Source organism: Aquimarina sp. 433 (assembly GCF_054054605.1).
Window position 1 is genome coordinate 107,414 of record NZ_JBSWZK010000003.1, and the last position, 22,226, is coordinate 129,639.

The following is a 22,226-nucleotide window of genomic DNA, read 5'->3' on the forward strand; positions in this document are numbered from 1 at the left end:
TGTGCGTATTTAGTGAACTTTTACCCGTACTCCTTTGGAATGGCTACTAAATTCTGGAGCGTACATACTTTGAATGGTAGTAATACCATTAGAGAAATCCCCTTTATTATTGACACGTAGATCATATTCAAACACGTGTACTCCCTTTGGTAAATAATCAAAGAAGAAATTGGTAGATGCATCTTTGGTACTTTCATAATAACCCAATCCATCCTGCCATTTGTATTTAGAGATAACATTGGTAGGTTCTAATCCAGATGCTCGCATATCTTTCATATGTACAAACTCGAAGTTGTTTTTTACATTGAGCTCTACACGCACAGTGATTAGGTTACCTATCTTAAGTTTTTCGCTACTCGTAATTCTTTTTAAAATCGTTCCTTCGGTAGTATTTTGTTTAAGAAAAAGTTCTTTTTTGATTATAATTTTATCTTCTTTTGGACCAGTAATTTTATCGAGATCTTCAAAATATTGCCAATAATATCCTCCGTACTGCGGCACAGCACTTTTGTTTTGCACCGTTATATGGTCCATTGTATTAGTGATCTCTTCTGCATTCCATTGTATTTTACTATATCCGGTACCTGCTTCAATTGTATTCATTGGGAGCAATTCAGTTTTATTTAATGTTGTTCCAAATGAAATTTCCGCGTTTTTTTCTACAGATAACCAATCACTACCTTGTAATAGTAGGGCATAAATGGCTTCTGTAGTCGCTTTAGTGGTACTCCAACTTTCTAGTTGTTTCTTTTTTAGTAACCACGTTTTTAATTCATTAATAGTATTAGTGTTACCGGTAATTTCAGAAAAAGCTTCTATAATCAATGCTTGCAATTCTATAGGAGATTGATACCAATACCAACCAGATTTGTTTTCTTTCCAGTACATTCCGTTTTCCTTAGATATTACTGCGTTTTCTGCTAATGTTCTAATAATGTTTTTGGCGATTTTGGAGTCACCATATCTATATAGTATTAATGCCAGCATAGTTTTTTGAAATAGACTTTCTTGCATCCATTTGTTTTGCTCTTTGCGAATATGTTTCCTGTAAATACTATCGATTTTTTTGCTTATTGGATATTTTTCATTCCAAAAGCTTCGTGCATAGAAATAGTGAAGATCACTTCTGGAAAAAGCGTATGTGCTGTCGATACGTAGTTGCTGCTTATAATTTTCCAAGTATTTACTGTCCAGATAAGCGATTGCTTTTTTTGCAATAACATTAGAGGTGTAGGCATGTTCTGTATCTATTTGTAGTTTTTTAAGATGTCCCAATCCAGATACAATATGTCTGGTAATATACTGATTTGTATTACCGCCACTAAACCATGGAAATCCTCCTGAAGTATCTTGCATGCCTTTTAGTTTATCCAAAATAGTTTCTTGTTTTGTGGTGATTTTGACAAGATCAAATAATTCTGCTAATCTTGTTTGTTGTTCTTTTTCATTTTTAGAATTTCTGAGCCATGGTGTTTCCTGAATCAATATGCTTTTTAACTCTTGATTCTTTTCTAGATCAGATACTAATTTTCCATTTGCTTTCCAGCTGTCAAATACTTTTTTAATTTTCGGATTGCTGTTCAAGATATGACTAGCGATCTCATTACTATAATATTTGGCAAAGGTTTGCTCTGCACATTCGTATGGATATTCCATTAGATAGGGCAATGATTTTATGGCAAACCAGGTAGGGTTGGTCGTATATTCTAAGGTGATCTGGTGGTTTTGCCTGGTAACAGAAGGTTGATCTATCATTTTAGGAAACCCAAACGTTTTTTGTTCTCCGGGACGTACCCACATAGGAATACTTTCTGTCACTAACATTCTATTGGTTAAAACTGGAATCACACTTTCTTCTCCATCACTAAATTTACCAGCTTTTGCTACAATCTTGTAGCGGATAGCTTGTACGGATTTTGGGATGTATAATTTCCAACTTACAGAAGTATTTCCTCTAGCATCTATAGCAAAGTTTTGTACAGTATTGTTATCTAGAAAAAGTGTTTTTAAATCGTTTTGAGAAACTTCATCAATTAGGGTTAGAGATGCCAGTCCTTTCATTTTCTTAATGTCCATATTAGCAATTTTAGCTGATATAGTTACAGTATCGCCTTCTCTTAGAAAACGAGGAATATTAGGAACAATGCTTAGTTGTTTTTGGGTAATTACTTCGCTTTGAATTAATTTCGTATTTAGTTGTTTGTCATAAGCAAATGCCTGAAATTTCCATCGAGTCAACGCTTCCGGAGAAGTAAAGCTAAAGCTTACGTTTCCTTTTTTATCGGTTTGTAACTGTGGAAAGAAGAAGGCCGTTTCTTTCAAGTTTTTTCTTGGTATCACTTTTTGTAATGCTTCTACACCTTTTTTAGTAGTAATGATAATAACACCGTTAACGGCTTTACTTCCATAGATGGCTTTGGCAGCACTACCTTTTAATACTTGCATATCTATAATATCCTCGGTGTTTAGCGATTGTCGACCTTTTAGAAAGGGTACTCCATCAACAACGATTAGTACTTTTTCTTTATCTTTTACAGAAGCATATCCTCGTATTTTTATAGAGGAAGAAGATCCAGCCGCCGCTGTTGCTGATGCAATTTCTACCCCTGCAACTTTTCCCATCAACGTCTGATGATATATACTGCTAATCTCTTGTGAACTTACAGTTACTACAGAAGCAGTTACACTTCTTGTTTTCCTAGTTCCATAACCTACTACAACCACTTCTTCTAACTCCGATGCATCTTCTCTCATCATTATGGAAGCTCTATTGTTATTTCCTTTGATTTCCGAAGAAATAAACCCTAGATAAGAAAATATAAGAAGATCATTTTTGTCAGCTTCAATTGTAAATAACCCATCAAAATCTGTTTGTGTTCCGCGAGTTGTTCCTTTAATCACAATATTTACTCCTGGTAATGGATGCCCGTCGGCATCTGTTACAATACCGGTGATTGTTCCTCCTGTTGCCTTTAATCGTTTACCTTTTTTAGGTTTTGTCGGTTTAGAGTGATATGAAATGGTTCTTAGATAGTTTCTATGACCTCGTTCTGGATTAGAAAAATGAAATCCAAAGGTATTGATTGAATTATAGGTGAAATTCCGTGGGCGATAGTATTTTACCTGTAGGTTTTTTATCCAAATAGAAAGGTTTCTAAACGAAATCTGTGTTTGTATACTGGGAAGATTATTATAGTAATAGGGTTCTGCAATGGGTATTTTTATATCACCTTGCCACTCGTGACTAAGGAAGGTGTCCAAAGACATATCATACATGGAAGCTAGTATTTCTGCAGAAGCAGCTTTGTTGTTATTGTTTAAAATTTTAAGCTTCCAAGTCTCATTGTTGCCTGGTTCTAGTTTATTTCTGAAGGTCTCCAACTCAATGTTTAGATCCGTACTTTCATCTTGATGTGGAAAATAATGCGCAATCCTTTCAGTCCAGATGCAATTATACTTTATAAAAGAAGCTTGTATATCGATTTGATCTTTTTTTTGCTTTAAATGTATTGGTATGTTGTATTTACCATTAATAATTTCTACGACATCTTTAAAAATCACTTTATTTTTTTGATAAGCTTCTACATGAACAAATAAAGATTTTGCAGCGGTTCTTAATTCTATGTTTAGGATATTTTTAGTCTCTACTTGACTATCATTTATTTTAAAATTAAAAATTTGATTATCTGCAAGGTATTTTTCTTTTGGATTGGTGAGTGTAAATTGGTGTTCTGCAGTAATGTCATACCCAAACTCATCTTTAGTATGAAATTTAGCAACGTATTTTCCTCCTTTCCAATTTTTTATGTTGCCTAATGTTATTTTATCGTCTTTCTCGGTATTTATGGTATAAGTTTTTATAATATCCTTATCGTTATGTGTATCGAGGTCTTCGTTTTTATATGCATCGTTCGGAAACAATTTAACAAATGTATCTTTTGGAATTTGTTGAATATCTGGTGAGTTCCAGGGTCTTTTACGTAAAACTTTATTTGGATGTTTTAATTTATAAATGGATACCGTTCCTTTATAACCTATTGGATGATTGTTCAGATTTTTGATGCTTACATAAAGTGTATTATCTGTTTTATCTGATAATAAGTTCTGATTCATAAGGATATTAGCTTCTAAGCTATGGTAGCCTAGTCTAATGCCTTGCGTTTCATTTCTCGTTTCACCATTGATATCAGTAATCTCAGCATTTATGTTATAATTATATATGAGGTTAGATACTGATTTAGTTGTTGAGTTGATTGAAGGAATAAAAGAGATAACAAAATTACCTTGCGAATTTGTCGTTGTACTTCCTGTGATCACAACTTCTTCTCGATCGTCGAGTAATTGATAATTTCTTTCTCTGGTAATTGTATAATTTACTTTGGTATTGGATATTGCTGCTCCTAAAAAAGCTTTAGCTACTCCTTTAATTTTTACAGAATCATTTAGGGTATAGGTTTCGGTTATTTTATCGAATGTAATTTCAAACCTAGGACGCTTATATTCCTCAACCCTAATTGTATGTTCTTCTACTTCAAAATTATACATATCCTCCCAGAACTTAGAGTCCTCTTCATAATCTTCGTCTATTTCTATAGTGAATTCCCCGTTTAGTCTATTTGTAGGTAACGTAAATTCGCCATGTACAGAACCGAACTCGTTTGTTTTAAGACGTAGTTCTTTAACTTCATCATTATTGGCATCATATAATGTGACGGTTACAAATTCTCCAGCAACTGGGCTAGATTTTTTCTTATTTCGTTGTGTTAAAACTCCTTTGAAATATACTTTTTGCCCAGGTCGATAAATACTTCGATCTGTGAATATTTTGGCTTTAGCTTCTAAATCCTTTGAATAACTTCTATGATATCTTTTAGATACATATTTGGGATTAATAAATGTTTCCAGAAAAAGAGAATCATTACCTTTTGATACGAATGTATTTAGTTGATGTGATTTCTCTTCTAGGTTGATTGTTGCTTTTCCGTTTTCGTTGGTGATGAGTTTTCTTAAAAAAGGCATTTCTTTTCTAGTATCTTGTAATGATATAGAAGCATTTTCTATGGGTGATCCACTATATCTATTCACGACCTGATAACTGGTTTTTTGGTTTCCAGAGAAGGAAATTAATGCTAAAGAGCTAACTTGGATATAATTAATACCATAGATATCATTTTTGAAATCTGTACTAGGATTTTTTCTAACGATAATAAGATATTTTCCTGATGTTAATTCAGGTAAAATTACCTCGGTTGATCTTTCTATGTGATACTGATCCTTTGGTAAATTATATATCTTTTTTTTGACAGGAATGTGGTTTTTGGTAAAATCTGTGATTAAAGAATCAATATCATAGTAGCTATCCTTTATGGATTGATAAGAAAAAGGTACTTTATAAAATGAAATATGGATGCTATCGATATCTTTATATTTAATGAGAGCTCTACTTTTTTTGTTAGGTATAAGAAAATTTTCTGTGGTAATTTTTAAACTTGGATTGGTAATTAATTCTTTAAGTTTTTTTGCTTCAATTCCTGGAGGGGTATTCGGTGCTTCTTTTAGAATCTGATCACATATTTCTATAGCTTTCGTATTGTAATCTGGACGAAAATAGATATGCATATTATTTTTATAATACTTTGCTAAATCTAAGAATATCGGTATTCTAGATATTCCTGTGTATTGTGATTGTAAATTTTTTAATGCATCGAAATACAAGTTCTTTTGAGAGTTATTTTTTTGTTTAACAAATTTTAAACGATCTAAAGCTGTATGAATAAGCGATAAAGAATCTTTTCTTAGTAAGTGTATTTTTTCAATACTTTGATATAATTTCAAAGTGTTTTTTATGAATGAAAATTCATTCTCATTACCAATTTCTTTAGTGCTAAAAACGGTGGGGATACTATAATAATCGGGTAGGATAGGAGCAAGATCCTTTTTTGTATGGGAATAGTTGTTTGAATGATAAAAACCAATAGCTCTATTGGCTAAAAGATCATACAGTGTATTTCGGTATTTTTGGTCATTATCTCCAAGTTTTAAAATTTCTGAAAATACGGTGTCATTAATTATTAAAAGTTGTTCTGGTTGTTTTAGAGAGTTTTGATAGTGTGTGTGTATTTGTTCGTTTAATGTGTTGATATCCCAAGTTCTATAATCTAAGGATATAATTGTGTCAGTACTAGTTCGGTTTCTGATTTTATATGCATTGCTGTCTAGATAGTTTTCTAAACTTTTAGCAAGAATAGACTCTAGAATATTTTTAGTAGGGAATTTTGTTTTCTTTATCTCAGAAAGTAACATTTCATATACATTACTTTCCGCATTTTCCTCCAATAGAAGTTTATACTTAGCTTGGTATAAAAATGATTTGATGATTTGCGATTGGTTGTCTTCTCGCTGTGCTAGTTTACGTATTAGATCAATTTCTTTGTACGCAGATCTCGTTTTGCCTTCAAGTTCTAGGTTTTCAATTTTTGCCCATAGTTTATCGTACTTATATTGAGCACTACTGCTGATTGTAAGAAAGAAAAGTAGGAAGAAGATGTAGTATAGATTTCTCATAGTAGTTAGTTTATTACTACGAAGTACATAAATCAATACAACTTATAACATCAAGAATGAGCGAATGAGGTATTTGGATTAGGGAAGTGATATATGTTAAACATTCTCTTCTTAATACATATGGAAGAAGAGAATGTTTAATATAGAATACAATATTCTTTATTCCTCATAGATATCAAATTCTGCAGAAACAGCTTTCATTAATTCTCCATCTTCGAAATCACTATCAGACATTGTAGAGAGTTTTTCTAAGTAGAGGTCGAATTGTCCATTTTTAAAAATGGTTAGCATTTTACCACCTTCTTTACAGCTAGCCGCATGCCATACGTTTGGAGGAACGGTTATGGTATCTCCAGGTTTTGCGATAACGGTCTCATCATCAAAAATTAATTCTACTTCTCCTTCTAGGATATAAAATACCTCGGTCATAATTTTATGATGATGTCTTGCCAGGTAGAAACCAGGTTTTAAGGTGTCTTCTACAAAGCATAATTCACCATTTGTTGTATCTGAAGAAAGTTTGATAAAACAGTGATCCTGAGAATAGTTATAGTTTTCTCCTTGTCCGTTTCTAATAATTTCTTTGTCTTTCATTTATGAATATTTTTAGTGAAACCAAATTCGTTTTAATGTGTTTTCTTTTTTCTGGATTAAATGGAGTATAAAACCAGCAATATGTAATAGTAATAAAAGGAACATCATTTTAGCAATGATATGATGCGATAGCATAATCGGATGAAATCCATCTGCACTGATTTCAGGTAAATCTTTCCAATTTCCTGATTGTAAAGAAGGTACTATTCCTTCCAAAACAAGTGATAGGAATCCAGATGTACACATCCAAAGAATAACCAGATAGAATCCATAATAAACACCTTTTCTTAGTTTTTCTCTGAATGATGTAGTTGGATACAAGTTCTTAGGTTTAGTATCGCTGAATAGTGCAATGATTCTGATAATTGTTAATAAAAATACCAAACTTCCCATTGAGAAATGCAATTGATATAGGAAGTATTTTTCTGCACTTACGGATAGGTGTTCCATTTTAATTCCTGTAAAGATGAGTCCAAAAATCAATACTGTAGAAACCCAATGAATCCATACGGTTCGATTGCTATATGTAGAAAGTGATGTGTCCATCGTTTTTAATTTGGGGTTATAGACTGCTTATCAAATAAACTTTACCATTATACATGGGTTGTAAATGATATGTTGGATTTTGACTTATCACATCCAAAAAGTGCTGTGTTTCTTTCATGTCTGCATTATCTACATAAACCAAAGTATCTTTATGGAAATTAGGTGCTAACATTCGGAATAGTGGTAGATAGAGATCTTTCCAACCATCTAAAACCAAAAGATCTATGGGTGTTTCATGATCTTTTAATGTTTTCATAGCATCTCCAATTTTTACGTTAATAAGGTGATCTACTTCAGCTTTTTTGAAAGTTGTGATAGCTTTTTGAGCTTTGGATTCAATTAGTTCTGTAGTTATTATAGAACCATTAGTTTCCATAACACCTAACGCTAAGTATAAGGTTGATATTCCGAAAGAGGTACCAAATTCTACAATATTTTTATAATTGTTTTTTATGATAAGTTGTGTTAGATCTTCGCCTTGCTCTTTGGAAATTGAAAGATATAGATCTTTAAAATCCTCGGGTTGTAAAGGTCTGATCACACCTTTTGAAACAGCCTTTATCATTTTGAAAAAATCACCTCTAGAATCGAGAAATAATTCATTTATTACTGAGTTTACTTTATCGTTGTTTATCGTATTCATATGAAATAATAAATTTGGTGTATGATTCTTTTTGAAACATTGTCAATGAATAAAAAATATCATAGCGTTCTTAAATTTAGGGGTAATGATTAATGTTAAATTCTATTTATAGTTAGGGTCTACATTATCATATACACGAATACCAGTTATTTTACCAGTTTCTTCATTGATATCATAGATGGAAACTCCTGCTTGGGGTTTGAAGGAAGCACTTCCCCATACGTCGCAAGTATATTCACCAGCGAAGGTTCCTTTATTATTATCAAAAATATAATTGTGGAATTTTAAAGGAACACCACCATCGCTAAAAAAGTGATCAAAATGTTCTTTTAAACCTTGTTTGGTTTTATGATTCCATCTCCAACCTGCAGGTTCTCGGAAATACACATCATCTTCAAAAGACAGCGTTTCCATGGTTTCTTCGGTTGATCCCACAGCAATAGACTTAAAATAGTTTACTACTTCTGTGGGTTCGGTTAATTCGATACGTTCTGATAAAATAGATGCTCTAAAAACATGTCCTTCCGTAATAGGATACACAGAATGATACGTTCGTATCGCACCGTATTTATCTCCGTCTTTTTCAAAAATTATCACTAATGGTAAATCAAAAGTATTGTTTAGCAGTATGTCGTACTCTATTACCAGATGTTTGCTGTCTTCAAATTCTTTAAAAATTTTAATCTCTTTAATTTCATCTTTTAGATAATTATGTTGCTTTTCCAGAAGTTGAAGAGCTTCATCTTTCCCATTAGAGACTCCTACACTTTGTAGGTTAAGGATTACATTATCAGAAAGTTGGGATAGTATTTCGTTATATTGTTGTGTTGTTATTAATTGTATATAGTTCATGTAAGTTATATTTTAATTACTATTTTTAGATATAGGTAATTACATTTGGTGTATTAAAAAACTTCGTTCTCCAAAAGCAGGAACGGTTAGTGATTCTTCCCCTTCAAAAAAGAATGAGATTTCATCTTTCTTTTCCATAAGTCCCAGGCTATATAAAGATGGAACATAATGGTCGGGAGTTGGAGCGGCTAGAATTCCGTATTTATGACTGGTGGCGTAATTTATCAATTCATTGAAATTTCTAGCTTCGATTTGTTTTTTCAACCAATTATCATATTCAGCTTCCCACCCATATAATGATGTGTCTTTTTGCATCATTTTTTGCATCCCTAACCTTATATTATGGATAAAAGCGCCACTACCAATTATTAATACTCCTTTTTTACGTAAACTCTTTAATTGTTTTCCTAATTCATAATGATAATTGGGATTGGCATTATAATTAATACTCATTTGAAAAACAGGTACATTTCCATCAGGGAATAAATGCATTAACATTGGCCATGCTCCATGATCCAAACCCCAATCGATTGTCTCTTTTGCAGAAGAGACAAGGTTGACAACTTCTTTTGCTATATCCGGTGCTCCTTTTGCATTATAAATGACATCATAATACTCTTTTGGAAATCCGTAATAATCATAAATCTGTTGTTGTGTATGAGATACGTTAACCAATGTTTGATCATTGGTACACCAATGGGCAGAAACAACCAGTGCTGCTGTTATCTCAAATGTATTTTGCAACTCCTTTCCCAAATCATAAAGAGTATTCCAAAAAACTCGTTCTTCTCTGGATTTTATAATGTCCATTGGATTTCCATGAGAAGTAAATAATACTGGCATTTTTCCTCCTTGAATTGGGAGGGAATCTGTAAATTTTTTGAAATTATTTAATGTAGACATATTAATTATATGTTAGTTTTAAATTTTGAGGTCATATGTTATTTTGGTTTTTAATAAAATCGGCGACTCTCTCAGCAATTAGGATAGTTGGCGCCATTGTATGGCCAGATATAAGATCAGGAATTGCAGAAGCATCAGCTACCCGTAAATTCTCTATTCCTCGTACTTGTAGTTTAGTATTTACAACAGCCATTGGATCATCATCTGATCCCATTTTGGCGGTACCTACAGGATGATAGATAGATTCTGCTTTGGCTCTAATGTAGTTTTCAATTTCTTCGTCTGAGGCATTGATAGGTAATGTAATTGTATCTAGATCTGTATAGGCCTTAAGTGACGCTGTTTGAAAAAACTTTAGGGCAATTTTCATACCCTTGATATATGTTTTTATATCCCTATCATCTCCCAGATAATTAGGATTCACTAGGATTGTATCTTTTGGATCCGAAGAAGCTAATCTAATAGTACCTCTACTCTTAGGTTGTACTAAACCTAAATCAATATGGTATCCTGCATTTTTTGGTGGTGGGGCGCCCCATTGCATTGGAGCATTAATGTTGAACATTAACTCCATATCTGCAACAGGAAGATCTGGTGATGATTTGAAAAATGAAACACTTGTGTTTTCTGCAACGGAAAGTGGACCATATCCTGTCGTTCTCCATTCTTGCAATTGATTGGGATCTTGAGGGTTTGCTCTTAATGATACACCAACTCCATCTGGAGCGGTAACACCGATATCCGTTCGTAAGTGATCTTTAAGGTTTTTACCTACACCAGGTAAATCCTGAACAACTTCTATACCTATTTCCTTTAGATAACCGGAAGGGCCAATCCCCGATAACATGAGAATTTTTGGTGTGGCATAAGTACCTGCACAGAGGATAATTTCTTTGTTGGCCTTCACTATTTTAGTTTGACCATCTTGAAAATACTCTGCTCCAGTGGCTTTTCCGTTTTCAATAATTAACTTAGAAACGAAAGATTCTGTTTGAATAGTTAAGTTGGGACGTAATCGAGCATTATCGAGATAGTTTACTACGGTATTATGCCTTTTCCCATTTCGGTATATGCATTGCCATACGTCGAAACCTTCTAATTTTTCACCATTTAGATCATCGGTTATGCCTAATCCCACTTCTTTGGATGCTTGTTTGAAGATTTGGGTCATATATGTTCCTTCTGGCGTTCGTTCTAACTTCATTGGTCCATCGAATCCTCTATATTGTCCACTCCCATGATCACTACCTTCAATTTTTAGGTACCATTTTAATACAGTGTCCCAATCCCAACCTTCTAAATTCCAACTATTATAATTCGACGCAGTACCTCTAGACCAAGATCCAATATTTATGGAAGCGGATCCACCTAGAACTTTTCCTCGAGGTTGCATAATAGCTCTGTCGTTCAACCCTTTTTGTGGAGTTGAATTATAGCCCCAATTAGTATCAGGTGTCCACATTTGTCCCGCACCTTGGACATACCCCATGGCTTCTTTGTTATTTTCTTTTCCAGCTTCAATAAGTAGCACTGAGTTAGCTGGATTTTCTGTCAGCCTTGTGGCAATTACTGGACCAGCAGTTCCGCCGCCAACAATGATATAGTCAAATGATTTGTTTGGTTCCATGAGTTTTGTATGATTTTTATGTGTTGATAATAGTAGGTAGTTCATTCAACAATCTATAATTGCTGAATGAACTTTTAAGACCTCGCCTAGTTAAGTTAGTTGTGTAGTGGGGTTGAAGATTTAGTTAGTTTAGGGTAATTGTAAAGGAAGCTCCTGGTTGAAATTCGAATCCTTCTCCAATTTCAACTACTAAAATATTATTAGCGTCGATTCTTAGAGTTACCGAACTGTTACTAGAAGAAAATCCTTTTACGTTTTGTGCTTCGTCAAAAGTTAAATAGTATCTGTCGAATGTATCAGGTTCTAATGTTCTAAATAAAGGCCCGTAGTTTGGATCGTTAGCCCCAGCTACTAGTTCAAAAGAAATACTGTTTTGATCGATGTCAATATCATACAACCCTAGTAAGTATGCCGGGAATTCAGTAGCATCACTGACATTTGCAGTTGCTTCTAAAGAACCTGCCGGTTGCATGAAAAGATCTTCAATAGCGGTTTCGACTCCTGACGTAATGGTAGCAGATTGAAATGTGTTTGCCACTGTTACACTTACTCCTGTATTGATGGGAGGTATGGTGTTATTATCATCATCACTATCGCAAGAAATAAATAGTGAAGTTGATACTATTGTTAAAAATAGAAATAGGGTGTTTTGCTTTAATTTTTTCATAATTAAGGTTTTAAAAAGTTTACGTTTGTTTTGAAATATTTGAATAGTAAAAGGGAATCTTGGTTTAGAATTTCCCGTTTTCGTTTTTCCAATCTGATTTTGCAGGTATGGTAGTTATTACATCCCAATGCTCTACGATAAGACCATTTTCTAGTCTAAATAGATCGTAGAATGCGGTAGGATCTCCTTTACCGAATTTCCCTTCGCTAACAGCTAATACGAAATCACCTTCAGCTATAGTCATATGTACTTTATCGTATTCCATAACCAAACCGTTTTTAGCAAAGTATTCCATGGCTTCTCCAAATCCCTTTAATCCATCTGCCACTGCAGAATTGTGTTGTAAGTATTTTTCGGGATTGATATAGGAGGTTATCTTTTCATTTTGGTGATTCAGTAATACATCATTGATAAAGTTTTTTACGATAGTTTTATTAGCTGCAGTTTTATCACGATCACTAATTTCTGATGTTCCGTCTAATTGTGTTCTTCCGCTTGGGTTTGGTGGAGTAATAGGAGCTAGGTTGTCCCAATGCTCTACGATTTTACCGTTTTCGAATCTGAAGATGTCGAAACCTACTTTTGGACCAAAAAAGTCATACTCTGTATGTGTGAATACATAGTCGCCATCTTCAAAAGCTCTAACCACTTTTGCTTTAAATCCACCTTCTGGAGCATTTTTCATTAACTTACCAAAGCCTGTTAATCCATCTGCTACATCTAGATTGTGCTGGATGTATTTCTGCGGATTGATATAAGAAATTGGTGTTTGATCTCCAGTATTGAAACTGTTTAAAAGTGCTATTACTTTTTCTTTCTTACTCTTATGAAATGGTAATAATTCATAACGTCCCATGAACATACTGGATTGGTCCATTTTGGACATGAATTCTTTGGCTGTTGGATCTGCCATAAAATCATTGATCGAAGCATCCGATGCTTCTTTAGTGGTCCAATATACTGCAACAGCTTGTTTTCCTTGTTCATTAACTCCAGTGAGTCTTTGTAAAAAACCATCCCTTTTTCCTGTGAAATCTGTTTCTACTTTTTGATTTAAGGTATCGAAACTATCTATATCCGTATCTGGTTTTAGATTAAAAGTCATTACTTCTACAAACTCACTTTTATCCGCGTTAAAAGTCTTATCCATTCCATAGCGTTCCATTTTCATTGTAGAACCATTGATCATTTTTGCGTAATCTGCGACAGATGGATCACTCATAAATTTATTCATAGATGCTTCTGCATCTTTTTGACTTTCCCAAAAGACAATGACCACATACTCTCCTTTTTCATTAATTCCACTTTGTCTTTTGATAAAACCAGGTTGTTTGCTGGTAAAGTTCGTTTCAATTTGTGCATCTCTGGTTTTAAAATCTAATGGGTCTACTGTTCCGTTAATTCCGAAAGTAGTTACTTCCATAATTGTTTTTGCTTCTTTTGACGTACCTTTTTTTTCTGAACATTGACTAAATAAAACAGCCAATAGAATTATTGAGGTAAGGTTGATTGCGTGTTTCATGTTACTGTATTTGATAATAATTAAAAGTTATCATCAAAATTAATTTACAGATACAAGAGTTAGATGGTGAATTTGATCCTAAATAGTGTCAAAATCGGAAAAATGTTAACGATGTGATTTTCTGAAGATTTCTGGTGAGGTTCCGACGTGTTTTTTGAAGTATTTAAAAAAATTAGCTGGATCATCGAAACCAGATGTATATGCAATTTCCTTTATGGATTCATTAGAACCAATGAGTAGTCTTTTGATCTGGGTAATCGCGATCTCATCAATGAAAGTTTTAGCAGGTTTATTAAGTATAGCATTCACGATATTGTTGATGGTTTTTGTAGAACATCCCATCTTATCAGCATAATACATTACTTTTTTATGTTGAAAGCAATGCTCTTCTACCAATTGTTGAAAGGATAAAAACTCTGCTAAGTATTTTTTCTTTCCTAATAACTGTTCATTTTTGAATTTAGTTCTAGATAGTTTTGTAATTACCATATGCAAGGCACTACGAGTTATACTAATAGAGTACTCATCTTTGATCTTATATTCTAATTGCATTTGATTAATCAGAGTGGAGAAATCGGAAAATGTAATATCATAAGGATCTAGTTGGATTTTGGGAAAGCTAAGCAATTCATTAAATAATTGAAACGATTTAATTGCTTCTAATTTGCTAAGATGACTGATAACAAATTCTTCTGTAAAGATTAATAAAAAGCCTTTCACGTTAGGACTTTTAAAAAACTTTTGAATTTGATCTTTTCTTATTAAAAGTATCGTGCCTTTTTGATACGGATAGTCTACAAAATCAACAGTATGAAATCCTTCACCTTCTATAATAAAAAGGATGATATAGAATTTAACGAGATGATTTTTGCAAATGTCATGATCTAGTTTTCTTGTTAATAGTTCTTCGATCTGAACAATTTCAAAATAGGATTTTGGATTCGTTTTGTTGTCAAATTTTATATGTTTTATGTCATCTTTCATCTTTTGAAAAAGAAACTTACTAATCTATTTGAACTCGAACACCTTCAGAATGACTACTGAATTCTGGTGCATACATACTCTGAATAGTGGTAATTCCGTTGGAGAAATTCCCTTTATTGTTCACACGAAGATCATATTCAAATACATAGACTCCTTTTGGTAAATAGTCAAAGAAGAAATTAGTAGATGCATCTTTAGTGCTTTCATAATATCCTAGTCCATCTTGATATTTGTATTGTGATAGTACATTTATTGGCTCTAATCCAGAAGCACGCATATCTTTCATGTGTACAAATTCCATAGCGCGATCAGATCGCAACTCAATACGTACTCTTACTAAGTCACCAAGTTGTAGTTTAGTTTTTTCGGTAATCTCTGTAATCTCTTCACCACGATCTGTGTTTTTCTTTATAAACAGTTTTTTCTTAAGCTGTAAAGGAGTTTCTGCTGAGGTGATTTTATCAAGGTTTTCGAAGTATTGCCAGTACAAAGCTCCCCAGGCGATTCCTTTTCCTTTTTTGGTAATTTTGGCAGTAGCCATATCCTTTTGGATTTCATTACCATTCCAGGAGGTTTTAAAATATCCTGTTCCAGCTTCTACTTTTACATCTTCGATCTTACTAGGATCAATCTTTTGATTTCCAAGCACGATTTCTACCATATCGGTTACAGATAACCAATCACTACCTTGTAGTAGTAACGCATATACAGCTTCGGTAGTAGCTTTTGTAGTCTTCCATTGATTAGTCTGTTTATTTTTTAATAACCAAATCTTTAGGTTGTCTACAATTTCTGTTTTTTTAGGTTCTTGTTCAATTTCAGAAAAGACTTCGATCATCAATGCTTGTGTTTCGATGGGTGCTTGATACCAGTACCAACTACCTACGTTAGATTTCCAGTACATTCCTAATTCTTCATTAGTAATACTTTTTTCATCTAGAGATCTTATGATTTTTGTAGCGGTGATGGAGTCATTATTTCTATGCAAGATCAGCGCTAATAGTCCTTGAGCATATAAACCTCTTTTTAACCAATATTTTTTAGACTGACCTAAGTAATACTCCCAAGCTTCATTGGTGTTCTTATTTCTTTTGATATCCGAAAAGAAACTACGCATATAGAGATAATGCATTTGGGTATAACTCAAATGATCTTTATTGATATCAACATTATGTTTTTTACAATATCTTTTTAGCTCTTCATATTCATCTACAAACTCTTGGTCTAGATAGCGAACTGCTTTTTGCATCATTCCTTTGGTTTTACTATCGTATTGCGTAACACCAAGTTTTTTAAGATGCCCAAACCCTGAAGCAATATGTTGTGTGATGAATCTGTTTTCTCTTCCGTCTTTAAACCATGGAAAAGCACCAGATCCATATTGCATTTGCTGTAGTTTATTAATAGCGCGTTGCAGCTCATTATTCATTTTATTCAGATCAAAAAGTAAAGCTATGCGTTTCTTTTGTTCACTTTCGCTCTGCGCATCGCGTAACCAGGGTGTCTCTTGGATGATCAATGATTTTAATTCCTGATTCTTTTCTAAGTTACTTTCTAAAGCATCCGTGTTTTTCCATTGATTAAAGACTTCCTGAATTCTAGGATTAGAATTGGCAATATGACTTGCCAAAGAGTTCGCATAATATCTAGAAAATGTTTGTTCTGCACATTCATAAGGGTACTCCATTAAATAGGGTAATGCTTGCACTGCATACCAAGCTGGATTAGAAGTCATTTCTAACGTAAGCTTATGATTCTTTAAGGTGTTAGAAGTGTTATCCTTTAACTTATCTAAGGTAAATGTCTTGGTTTGATCAGATCGAATCCACATGGGCAATGTTTCTGTAACCATCATACGATTGGATAGAACGGGTAATACATTTTGTTCTCCATCAGAAAATTCACCTGCTTTTGCTATGATTTTGTATTGCACCGTTTGTACATTATCCGGAATTTTTAATTCCCAAGAAATATTAGTGTTTCCCGCAGCTTTTACAGCAAATTCCTGTCGAATATTGTTGTTTTGTAAGTCTGTATCTATTGATTTTCCAGTGAGTGCATCGGTAAGTTGTAGTTCTATAATACCGGTAAGATCCTTAGTAGAAATATTAGATACTTTAGAACTCAGAATGATTTGATCTCCTTCTCGCAAAAACCTTGGTGGATTGGGTAAGATCATTAATTCTTTTTGCGTAACTGTTTCTAGTAATTGCGTTCCCGCGTTTAATGTTTTGGTATGTGCTAATAATTGTACTTTCCATTTTGTTAATGCTTCTGGAGTCGTAAAATTAAAACTTATGTTTCCTTCATTATCAGTAGTTAATTGTGGAAAGAAAAATGCTGTTTCTTGTAGGTTTTTACGAATTTTTACTACTTCTAAAGAGGGACCTTTTTTGCCATAAACCCCTTTTAGAGAATCAACAACTGCGTCGGTAAGTGAATTAAGTGGTTTTTGTACTATTTGTGATTCCTCCTTAGCTAAACCAGCTACAGTAACTTCTTCTAATTGAGCTTCATCTTCTACCATTTCCATAGCAGCTGCAGGAGCAGGAGCACTTCGTTCTGCCATTCTGCTCATTTTCTTTCCGCGAACATTAGAGAAAGTGTTTAGACTTCTGTAAGAGTTTCCAAAATATAACCCAAACCAATTAAGCTGGTCATAGTATTGACTGGTAAAGCTGGTTTTCCAGAGTTTGTGAGGATAGATATTAAATTTTCCTTTGGTAAAACTCTTGTTAGCATTACGCTGAGAATACGAATAGAATACTGGTCTATTGATTGGGTTGAAATACCATTGGTGCGGTTTAAATTGATCCAAAGATGCATCGTACATACTTGCTAATAGTTCTGCAGATACCTTGTCTCCTTTAGGTCCTTTGATAGTAAAACTCCAGGTTTCTTGCTGTCCAGGTTGTAGTTTATCCCTGAAAGTTTTAGTTTCTATAGATAATTGTGTTGATTCATAAGGTACAGTAATAGGTATAGTACCACTCTGATATGCGTTATAGTTGGCAAAACTGTACGAAATAGCAAATCCTCCAAGATCAGTTTTGTTTACCGGAATTTTAATCGTTTTACTATTGTTAGAAAGTTTAATAATTCTGGTATCAACTTCTTGTTTGTTTTTTTCGATATCTAAGGTTACGACGATATCTTCAGAAGCAGAACTAATTTTTAATACAACATCATCTCCAATATTGTAGGTATTCTTATCTGTAGTAATTTCGAAAAGTTTATTGTCTGCAATAGATTTTTCAGATTGATCGAATACATTGATATAGGTAATATCTTTTACTTCTTGTCCAAATTTGTCCTTGGTTTTAAGTTCTATGATATATTTACCTGTTTCCCATTTTTTTAAGTTTTTAAGTTCTATTTCTGCGGTTCCTTTGGTATTGTCTTTCGTTTCCTTAGTATCGTATGATGCTTCTAAAACCGGATTGCTTTTTTCCCAGTTTCTAAAATCATCTTCATCCTGGAAGGCATCATGAGGGAATAGTTTTTTAAATTCTTCTTTGGTGCTACTTTTATAATCTGGTGCTTTCCATGGGCGAACTCTAAGCGGACATTCTGGAGCTTGTAATTTGAATATTGTAATGTTTCCACTATTTTCAACAAGCTCTCCATTTAGATTTCTAGTGGATACAGATAAAACTTGATCTTTTTTGGTTCTATCAATTTCCGAACTAATATTTAGTGAGGCTATCAATGCATGGTATCCTACATTTACATAGGTTGTAGTACTCCTGGTTTCTCCATTGATATCAGTTACATCGGCGGTTACTTTATAAGTAAAAGTAGGTTGATTTTCTTTAGAAACACTTTTGTCAGGTAATGCTGCAAAAGTTATTTTATATTCACCACTATCATTTGTTTTTGTTTCTCCGTGGGTAATTTCTTGTTCTTCGGATCCGTATGAAGGGAACCAATAACACCAACGAGGATATTGCACCTGTCTATATACACGATATACCACTTTGGCATCGGTAATGTTACTACCAGCATATGCAGTTGCAGTTCCTGTTAAATGGATACTATCATTTACTTTGTAGGTTTCGGTAACAGGATTAAATTTTGTTTCAAACTTTGGTCGTTTATATTCCTCAACCGATATATACGTACTGTTATAACTATCCGTTTGAATTGTGTAATTACCTGTTAGTCCCGACGAAGGTAAAATGAATTCTCCAGCAAATGATCCATACTCGTTAGTGGTGAAATTAAGAAGTTTTACTTCTTGTCCATTCATGTCTATAAGTTTTGCAAAAGTGGCTCTGTTTGCTACAACTTTATGCTTTTCATTTCCAGCAGAAGACATCATTATTCCTTTAAAATAAACTGTCTGTCCTGGTCTGTAAATACTTCTATCTGTAAATAGAAATGTAGTATATCGCGTAGTATTGTCAGGCTCAGAATCACCACCATAATGGTTTAGGTATAAACCATTGAAATAAGCAGCATCTTCTCCTTTGGTAACTGTAGCTAATACATTATAATAATATCCTTCTTGGGTAAAAAAAGCTTCACCTTTATCATTGGTACTAAGTTTTTTGTTTAATTGGTTTCTTCTTCTATCAGAAGTAAGTTTAATAGAAGCATTAGAAATGGGAGTCCCATTTGTTCTATCGATTACCTGAAATTTTGTAGCCTTGTTTGTTTTGCTTTCTACAAGTGTTAAGTCAGTTACCTGAAGATTTCCAAAAGAGAAAGACGTATTAACACTAAGATCTTTAGAGGTAGATCCAACAATCATATAAGATCCTTGAGGCAATACAGGAACGTTAATTTCTATAGTATGATTCTGATAATCCTTTTCGTTTATCAGCTTAGAATTCCATGAAGTTACAGTAGATAACTTGTTTAAAAAAGATATTTTTTCTTTGCTTTGGTAAAGCTTGTTAAAGAATTTTAATTCACTTCTATTAATTTTTAAAACCCTAAAATACACCTGATCTAGATTTTTGTAATTGATTAGAAGTTTGGAAGGCTTATTTATAGGTATATAGCTTTCTAATGTTATACTATTAATATTTGTATCCAGAATTTGTTCTTTTAGGTAAGCACAATTATTAGCTCCTCTGGATTTTGGATGTTTAGAAATAGCATTATCACATATTTCTATTGTTTTTTGTAATGTCCAGCGATGTATTTCATTTTCTTTTGGGATGTATGTAGCTGCCTGTGTTTTATATAAATCGGCAATCTCATAATTGTACAAGGTAACTGCAGGAAATTGTTGGTGTTTTTCTTTTTCTGATAATAATGTGGTTAGCAGTAGTTCTTGTTTGTTGCTATAAATAGCATGTTCGTACACGAATTTTAGACGTTCGATATTTACCTCGATCAAAGCATCTGGTTTCTTATCTCTTTTATGAAAATTGATAAGGTTTTGATATATTTTTAAAGCATGAAATTGTAATGATAAAGAATCTTTTGTTTCTAGTTTTATTAAAGAAAATTGTTGGTGGTCTTTTAAATAGTCTGGAGAATCAATTTCAAAAGCATACGCTGGCTTAGTAATACTTGTTTCAGAGGTCTTGTAAAATACTAATGCATTGTGAGATAAAAAATCAAAAAGAGTAGGGCGGTATATTTTAGAATCTCCCGATTGTTCTAAGATATCGTTAAACTGCGTTAAATCTGTTTGCTGGGCTAGCAAGCCATTATCTAAGGATTTCTGATAATAGAAATGAATTTCTACAAACAACGTTTCTAAATCCCAAGTTCTAAAATCTTCTTTATCTACTTTTTTGGCAGTTTTAGTTCTGTTATAAAATTGCCATCTATGTTGCTGAAAATATTGCCAATATAAATTAGCAAGAATACTTTCTAATATATTTTTGCTAGGAAATTTGCTATTTGCAATTTCTTTTTTGAACTCCTTAATAATATTTAATTGTGCGTTTTCTTCTAAAACCAAAAGGTATTTGGCTTTATAAATCAGTGCTTTTGTAATCTGATTTGTATTATTAGCCTTTTTAGCTTTAGAGTGAATAGCTTCTACAATTTCTAATGCGGATTTAGGTAGTCCATCTTTATCAAAACTTTCTACTTTTTTCCAATCATCTTGGTAGTTATTATTGTTTTGAGCCATTGTATAATTTAGGTTTATTATAACGAGTATGAAAACAAGAATGATTCGTTCTTTCATCTGTTTGGTTTTTTGTGTTTATTAAAACTCAGTGCAAGTCTTATACCATTTCATGATAATGTAAAAACTTACTGCTAGTAAATAACTTTATAAAGCTACATAATTGCAACGATAAATTAGGGAAAAGCTTATGTGGTTTAGTGTACTATTTAATTTATTGAGTTTTTAGGATTTTGTAAACTACTGGTTTTTAGAGTTCGTTGACAAATTAAATAATGAATTAATGAGTAAGGATGTTAAAGGTGTACTACTTGTTTATGTTGGTTAATTATCGATTCATTTTTACTAATGATCTCTTTTGGTAATTGCAAAACATAAGTATTGGTTTCGGTAAATTCTTATTTTATGATTATCTTTAAGAAGATTACAGGTTTAATTTTTCCCCACTTCGTAAAAAAACTTTGATCAAGTAGAAAAGACACTAATTTATTTCAATTACTATAAACCAAATTTTCAAATATGAAGGGCATTATTATTTTTTTGTTAGTCATTATCACTCTGGTAATGGGGTATAATCAATATCATAAATACCAAAGATTTCACCCTAAGAATGTAGCCTATGTATCCAAGGATACTGTAGATAATTCTTATCATGATCCGCAAGTTGTTATGAATTATTATGAAGCTATCGAAATGCTGAATGGATATATAATCTCACAATGGTCTACAAACCGTATAGATGTTAGAAATCCAAAAAAAGACAATTCAGCCACACGATATGCTATTAACGAATATCAAAAGAAATTAGGAAAGGTGAAATATTACGAGGCTATTCTTATGCAATCTACAGTGTATAAATCTAAAGGATTATCTAATGATGAAATAAAATTGCTAGAGCAGAATCAATTATCACAAGAAGATATAGCAGAGAACAATAGAAAGGAAGCATTTTACGATTTATTTCAAAAAACAGTTTTGCAAAAAACATTAAAAACAGGAGATCGAGGTCCATGGGTGTATGAAATGCAAAAGCGCCTGGTTGCCAGTGGGTATACGATTGCTGTTGATGGGGATTTTAAAATAGAAACAGAAACAGCGCTAAAAGATTTTGAATATAAACATGAATTATTTCCGGATGGAATATTGGATGTTTTAACACTTCGCGAACTTTTGAAATTACCAGAAGAAGCTACTAGACCCTTATTGGCTACGCAATAATTTTACAGTAAAATC

General features: G+C 33.0%; 12 protein-coding genes. 1 reads left to right on the forward strand and 11 read right to left on the reverse strand.

The window, feature by feature from the left end; all coding sequences use genetic code 11:
* Positions 1–9: 9 nt before the first annotated feature.
* From ACWNT5_RS07290 to ACWNT5_RS07340, 11 genes are all read right to left on the reverse strand, one after another.
* Entirely contained in the window at positions 10–6,564 is a 6,555-nt protein-coding gene (locus ACWNT5_RS07290) for an alpha-2-macroglobulin family protein (protein WP_456517003.1), read from the reverse strand.
* 159 nt (positions 6,565–6,723) lie between these two features.
* Positions 6,724–7,158: a cupin domain-containing protein gene (locus ACWNT5_RS07295; RefSeq protein ID WP_299608477.1), complete on the reverse strand. Its 435-nt coding sequence runs from the start codon at positions 7,156–7,158 to the stop codon at positions 6,724–6,726.
* A gap of 12 nt (positions 7,159–7,170) precedes the next feature.
* Positions 7,171–7,704 carry a cytochrome b gene (locus tag ACWNT5_RS07300; RefSeq protein ID WP_456517004.1) on the reverse strand — a complete coding sequence of 178 codons (534 nt, stop codon included), beginning with the start codon at positions 7,702–7,704 and terminating at the stop codon, positions 7,171–7,173.
* Positions 7,705–7,720: 16 nt separating this feature from the next.
* A complete protein-coding gene (locus tag ACWNT5_RS07305; RefSeq protein WP_299608472.1) occupies positions 7,721–8,347 on the reverse strand; it encodes an O-methyltransferase in 627 nt (208 codons plus the stop codon).
* Positions 8,348–8,449: 102 nt separating this feature from the next.
* Entirely contained in the window at positions 8,450–9,199 is a 750-nt protein-coding gene (locus ACWNT5_RS07310; RefSeq protein WP_456517005.1) for a hypothetical protein, read from the reverse strand.
* A gap of 39 nt (positions 9,200–9,238) precedes the next feature.
* Entirely contained in the window at positions 9,239–10,102 is an 864-nt protein-coding gene (locus tag ACWNT5_RS07315; RefSeq protein ID WP_456517006.1) for a dioxygenase family protein, read from the reverse strand.
* A gap of 31 nt (positions 10,103–10,133) precedes the next feature.
* On the reverse strand, positions 10,134–11,729 hold the full coding sequence (locus tag ACWNT5_RS07320; protein ID WP_456517007.1) for a GMC family oxidoreductase: 1,596 nt from the start codon (positions 11,727–11,729) through the stop codon (positions 10,134–10,136).
* Positions 11,730–11,853: 124 nt separating this feature from the next.
* Complete coding sequence (locus ACWNT5_RS07325; protein ID WP_299608461.1) at positions 11,854–12,396, reverse strand: hypothetical protein; 543 nt, start codon at positions 12,394–12,396, stop codon at positions 11,854–11,856.
* Between the two features lie 64 nt (positions 12,397–12,460).
* A complete protein-coding gene (locus ACWNT5_RS07330; protein WP_456517008.1) occupies positions 12,461–13,918 on the reverse strand; it encodes a hypothetical protein in 1,458 nt (485 codons plus the stop codon).
* A gap of 105 nt (positions 13,919–14,023) precedes the next feature.
* Positions 14,024–14,902, reverse strand: a complete 879-nt coding sequence (locus ACWNT5_RS07335; RefSeq protein WP_456517009.1) for a helix-turn-helix domain-containing protein — start codon at positions 14,900–14,902, stop codon at positions 14,024–14,026.
* A gap of 19 nt (positions 14,903–14,921) precedes the next feature.
* Complete coding sequence (locus tag ACWNT5_RS07340; RefSeq protein ID WP_456517010.1) at positions 14,922–21,053, reverse strand: alpha-2-macroglobulin family protein; 6,132 nt, start codon at positions 21,051–21,053, stop codon at positions 14,922–14,924.
* Positions 21,054–21,512: 459 nt separating this feature from the next.
* Between ACWNT5_RS07340 and ACWNT5_RS07345 the strand changes: the two genes are divergently transcribed.
* Positions 21,513–22,211, forward strand: coding sequence for a peptidoglycan-binding domain-containing protein (locus tag ACWNT5_RS07345; RefSeq protein ID WP_456517011.1), 699 nt, complete (start codon positions 21,513–21,515; stop codon positions 22,209–22,211).
* Positions 22,212–22,226: the final 15 nt, after the last annotated feature.

Coding starts and splice junctions, on each gene's coding strand:
- ACWNT5_RS07290 (WP_456517003.1), bottom strand. CDS start 6,564: ATGAGAAATCTATACTACATCTTCTTCCTACTTTTCTTTCTTACAATC.
- ACWNT5_RS07295 (WP_299608477.1), bottom strand. CDS start 7,158: ATGAAAGACAAAGAAATTATTAGAAACGGACAAGGAGAAAACTATAAC.
- ACWNT5_RS07300 (WP_456517004.1), bottom strand. CDS start 7,704: ATGGACACATCACTTTCTACATATAGCAATCGAACCGTATGGATTCAT.
- ACWNT5_RS07305 (WP_299608472.1), bottom strand. CDS start 8,347: ATGAATACGATAAACAACGATAAAGTAAACTCAGTAATAAATGAATTA.
- ACWNT5_RS07310 (WP_456517005.1), bottom strand. CDS start 9,199: ATGAACTATATACAATTAATAACAACACAACAATATAACGAAATACTA.
- ACWNT5_RS07315 (WP_456517006.1), bottom strand. CDS start 10,102: ATGTCTACATTAAATAATTTCAAAAAATTTACAGATTCCCTCCCAATT.
- ACWNT5_RS07320 (WP_456517007.1), bottom strand. CDS start 11,729: ATGGAACCAAACAAATCATTTGACTATATCATTGTTGGCGGCGGAACT.
- ACWNT5_RS07325 (WP_299608461.1), bottom strand. CDS start 12,396: ATGAAAAAATTAAAGCAAAACACCCTATTTCTATTTTTAACAATAGTA.
- ACWNT5_RS07330 (WP_456517008.1), bottom strand. CDS start 13,918: ATGAAACACGCAATCAACCTTACCTCAATAATTCTATTGGCTGTTTTA.
- ACWNT5_RS07335 (WP_456517009.1), bottom strand. CDS start 14,902: ATGAAAGATGACATAAAACATATAAAATTTGACAACAAAACGAATCCA.
- ACWNT5_RS07340 (WP_456517010.1), bottom strand. CDS start 21,053: ATGAAAGAACGAATCATTCTTGTTTTCATACTCGTTATAATAAACCTA.
- ACWNT5_RS07345 (WP_456517011.1), top strand. CDS start 21,513: ATGAAGGGCATTATTATTTTTTTGTTAGTCATTATCACTCTGGTAATG.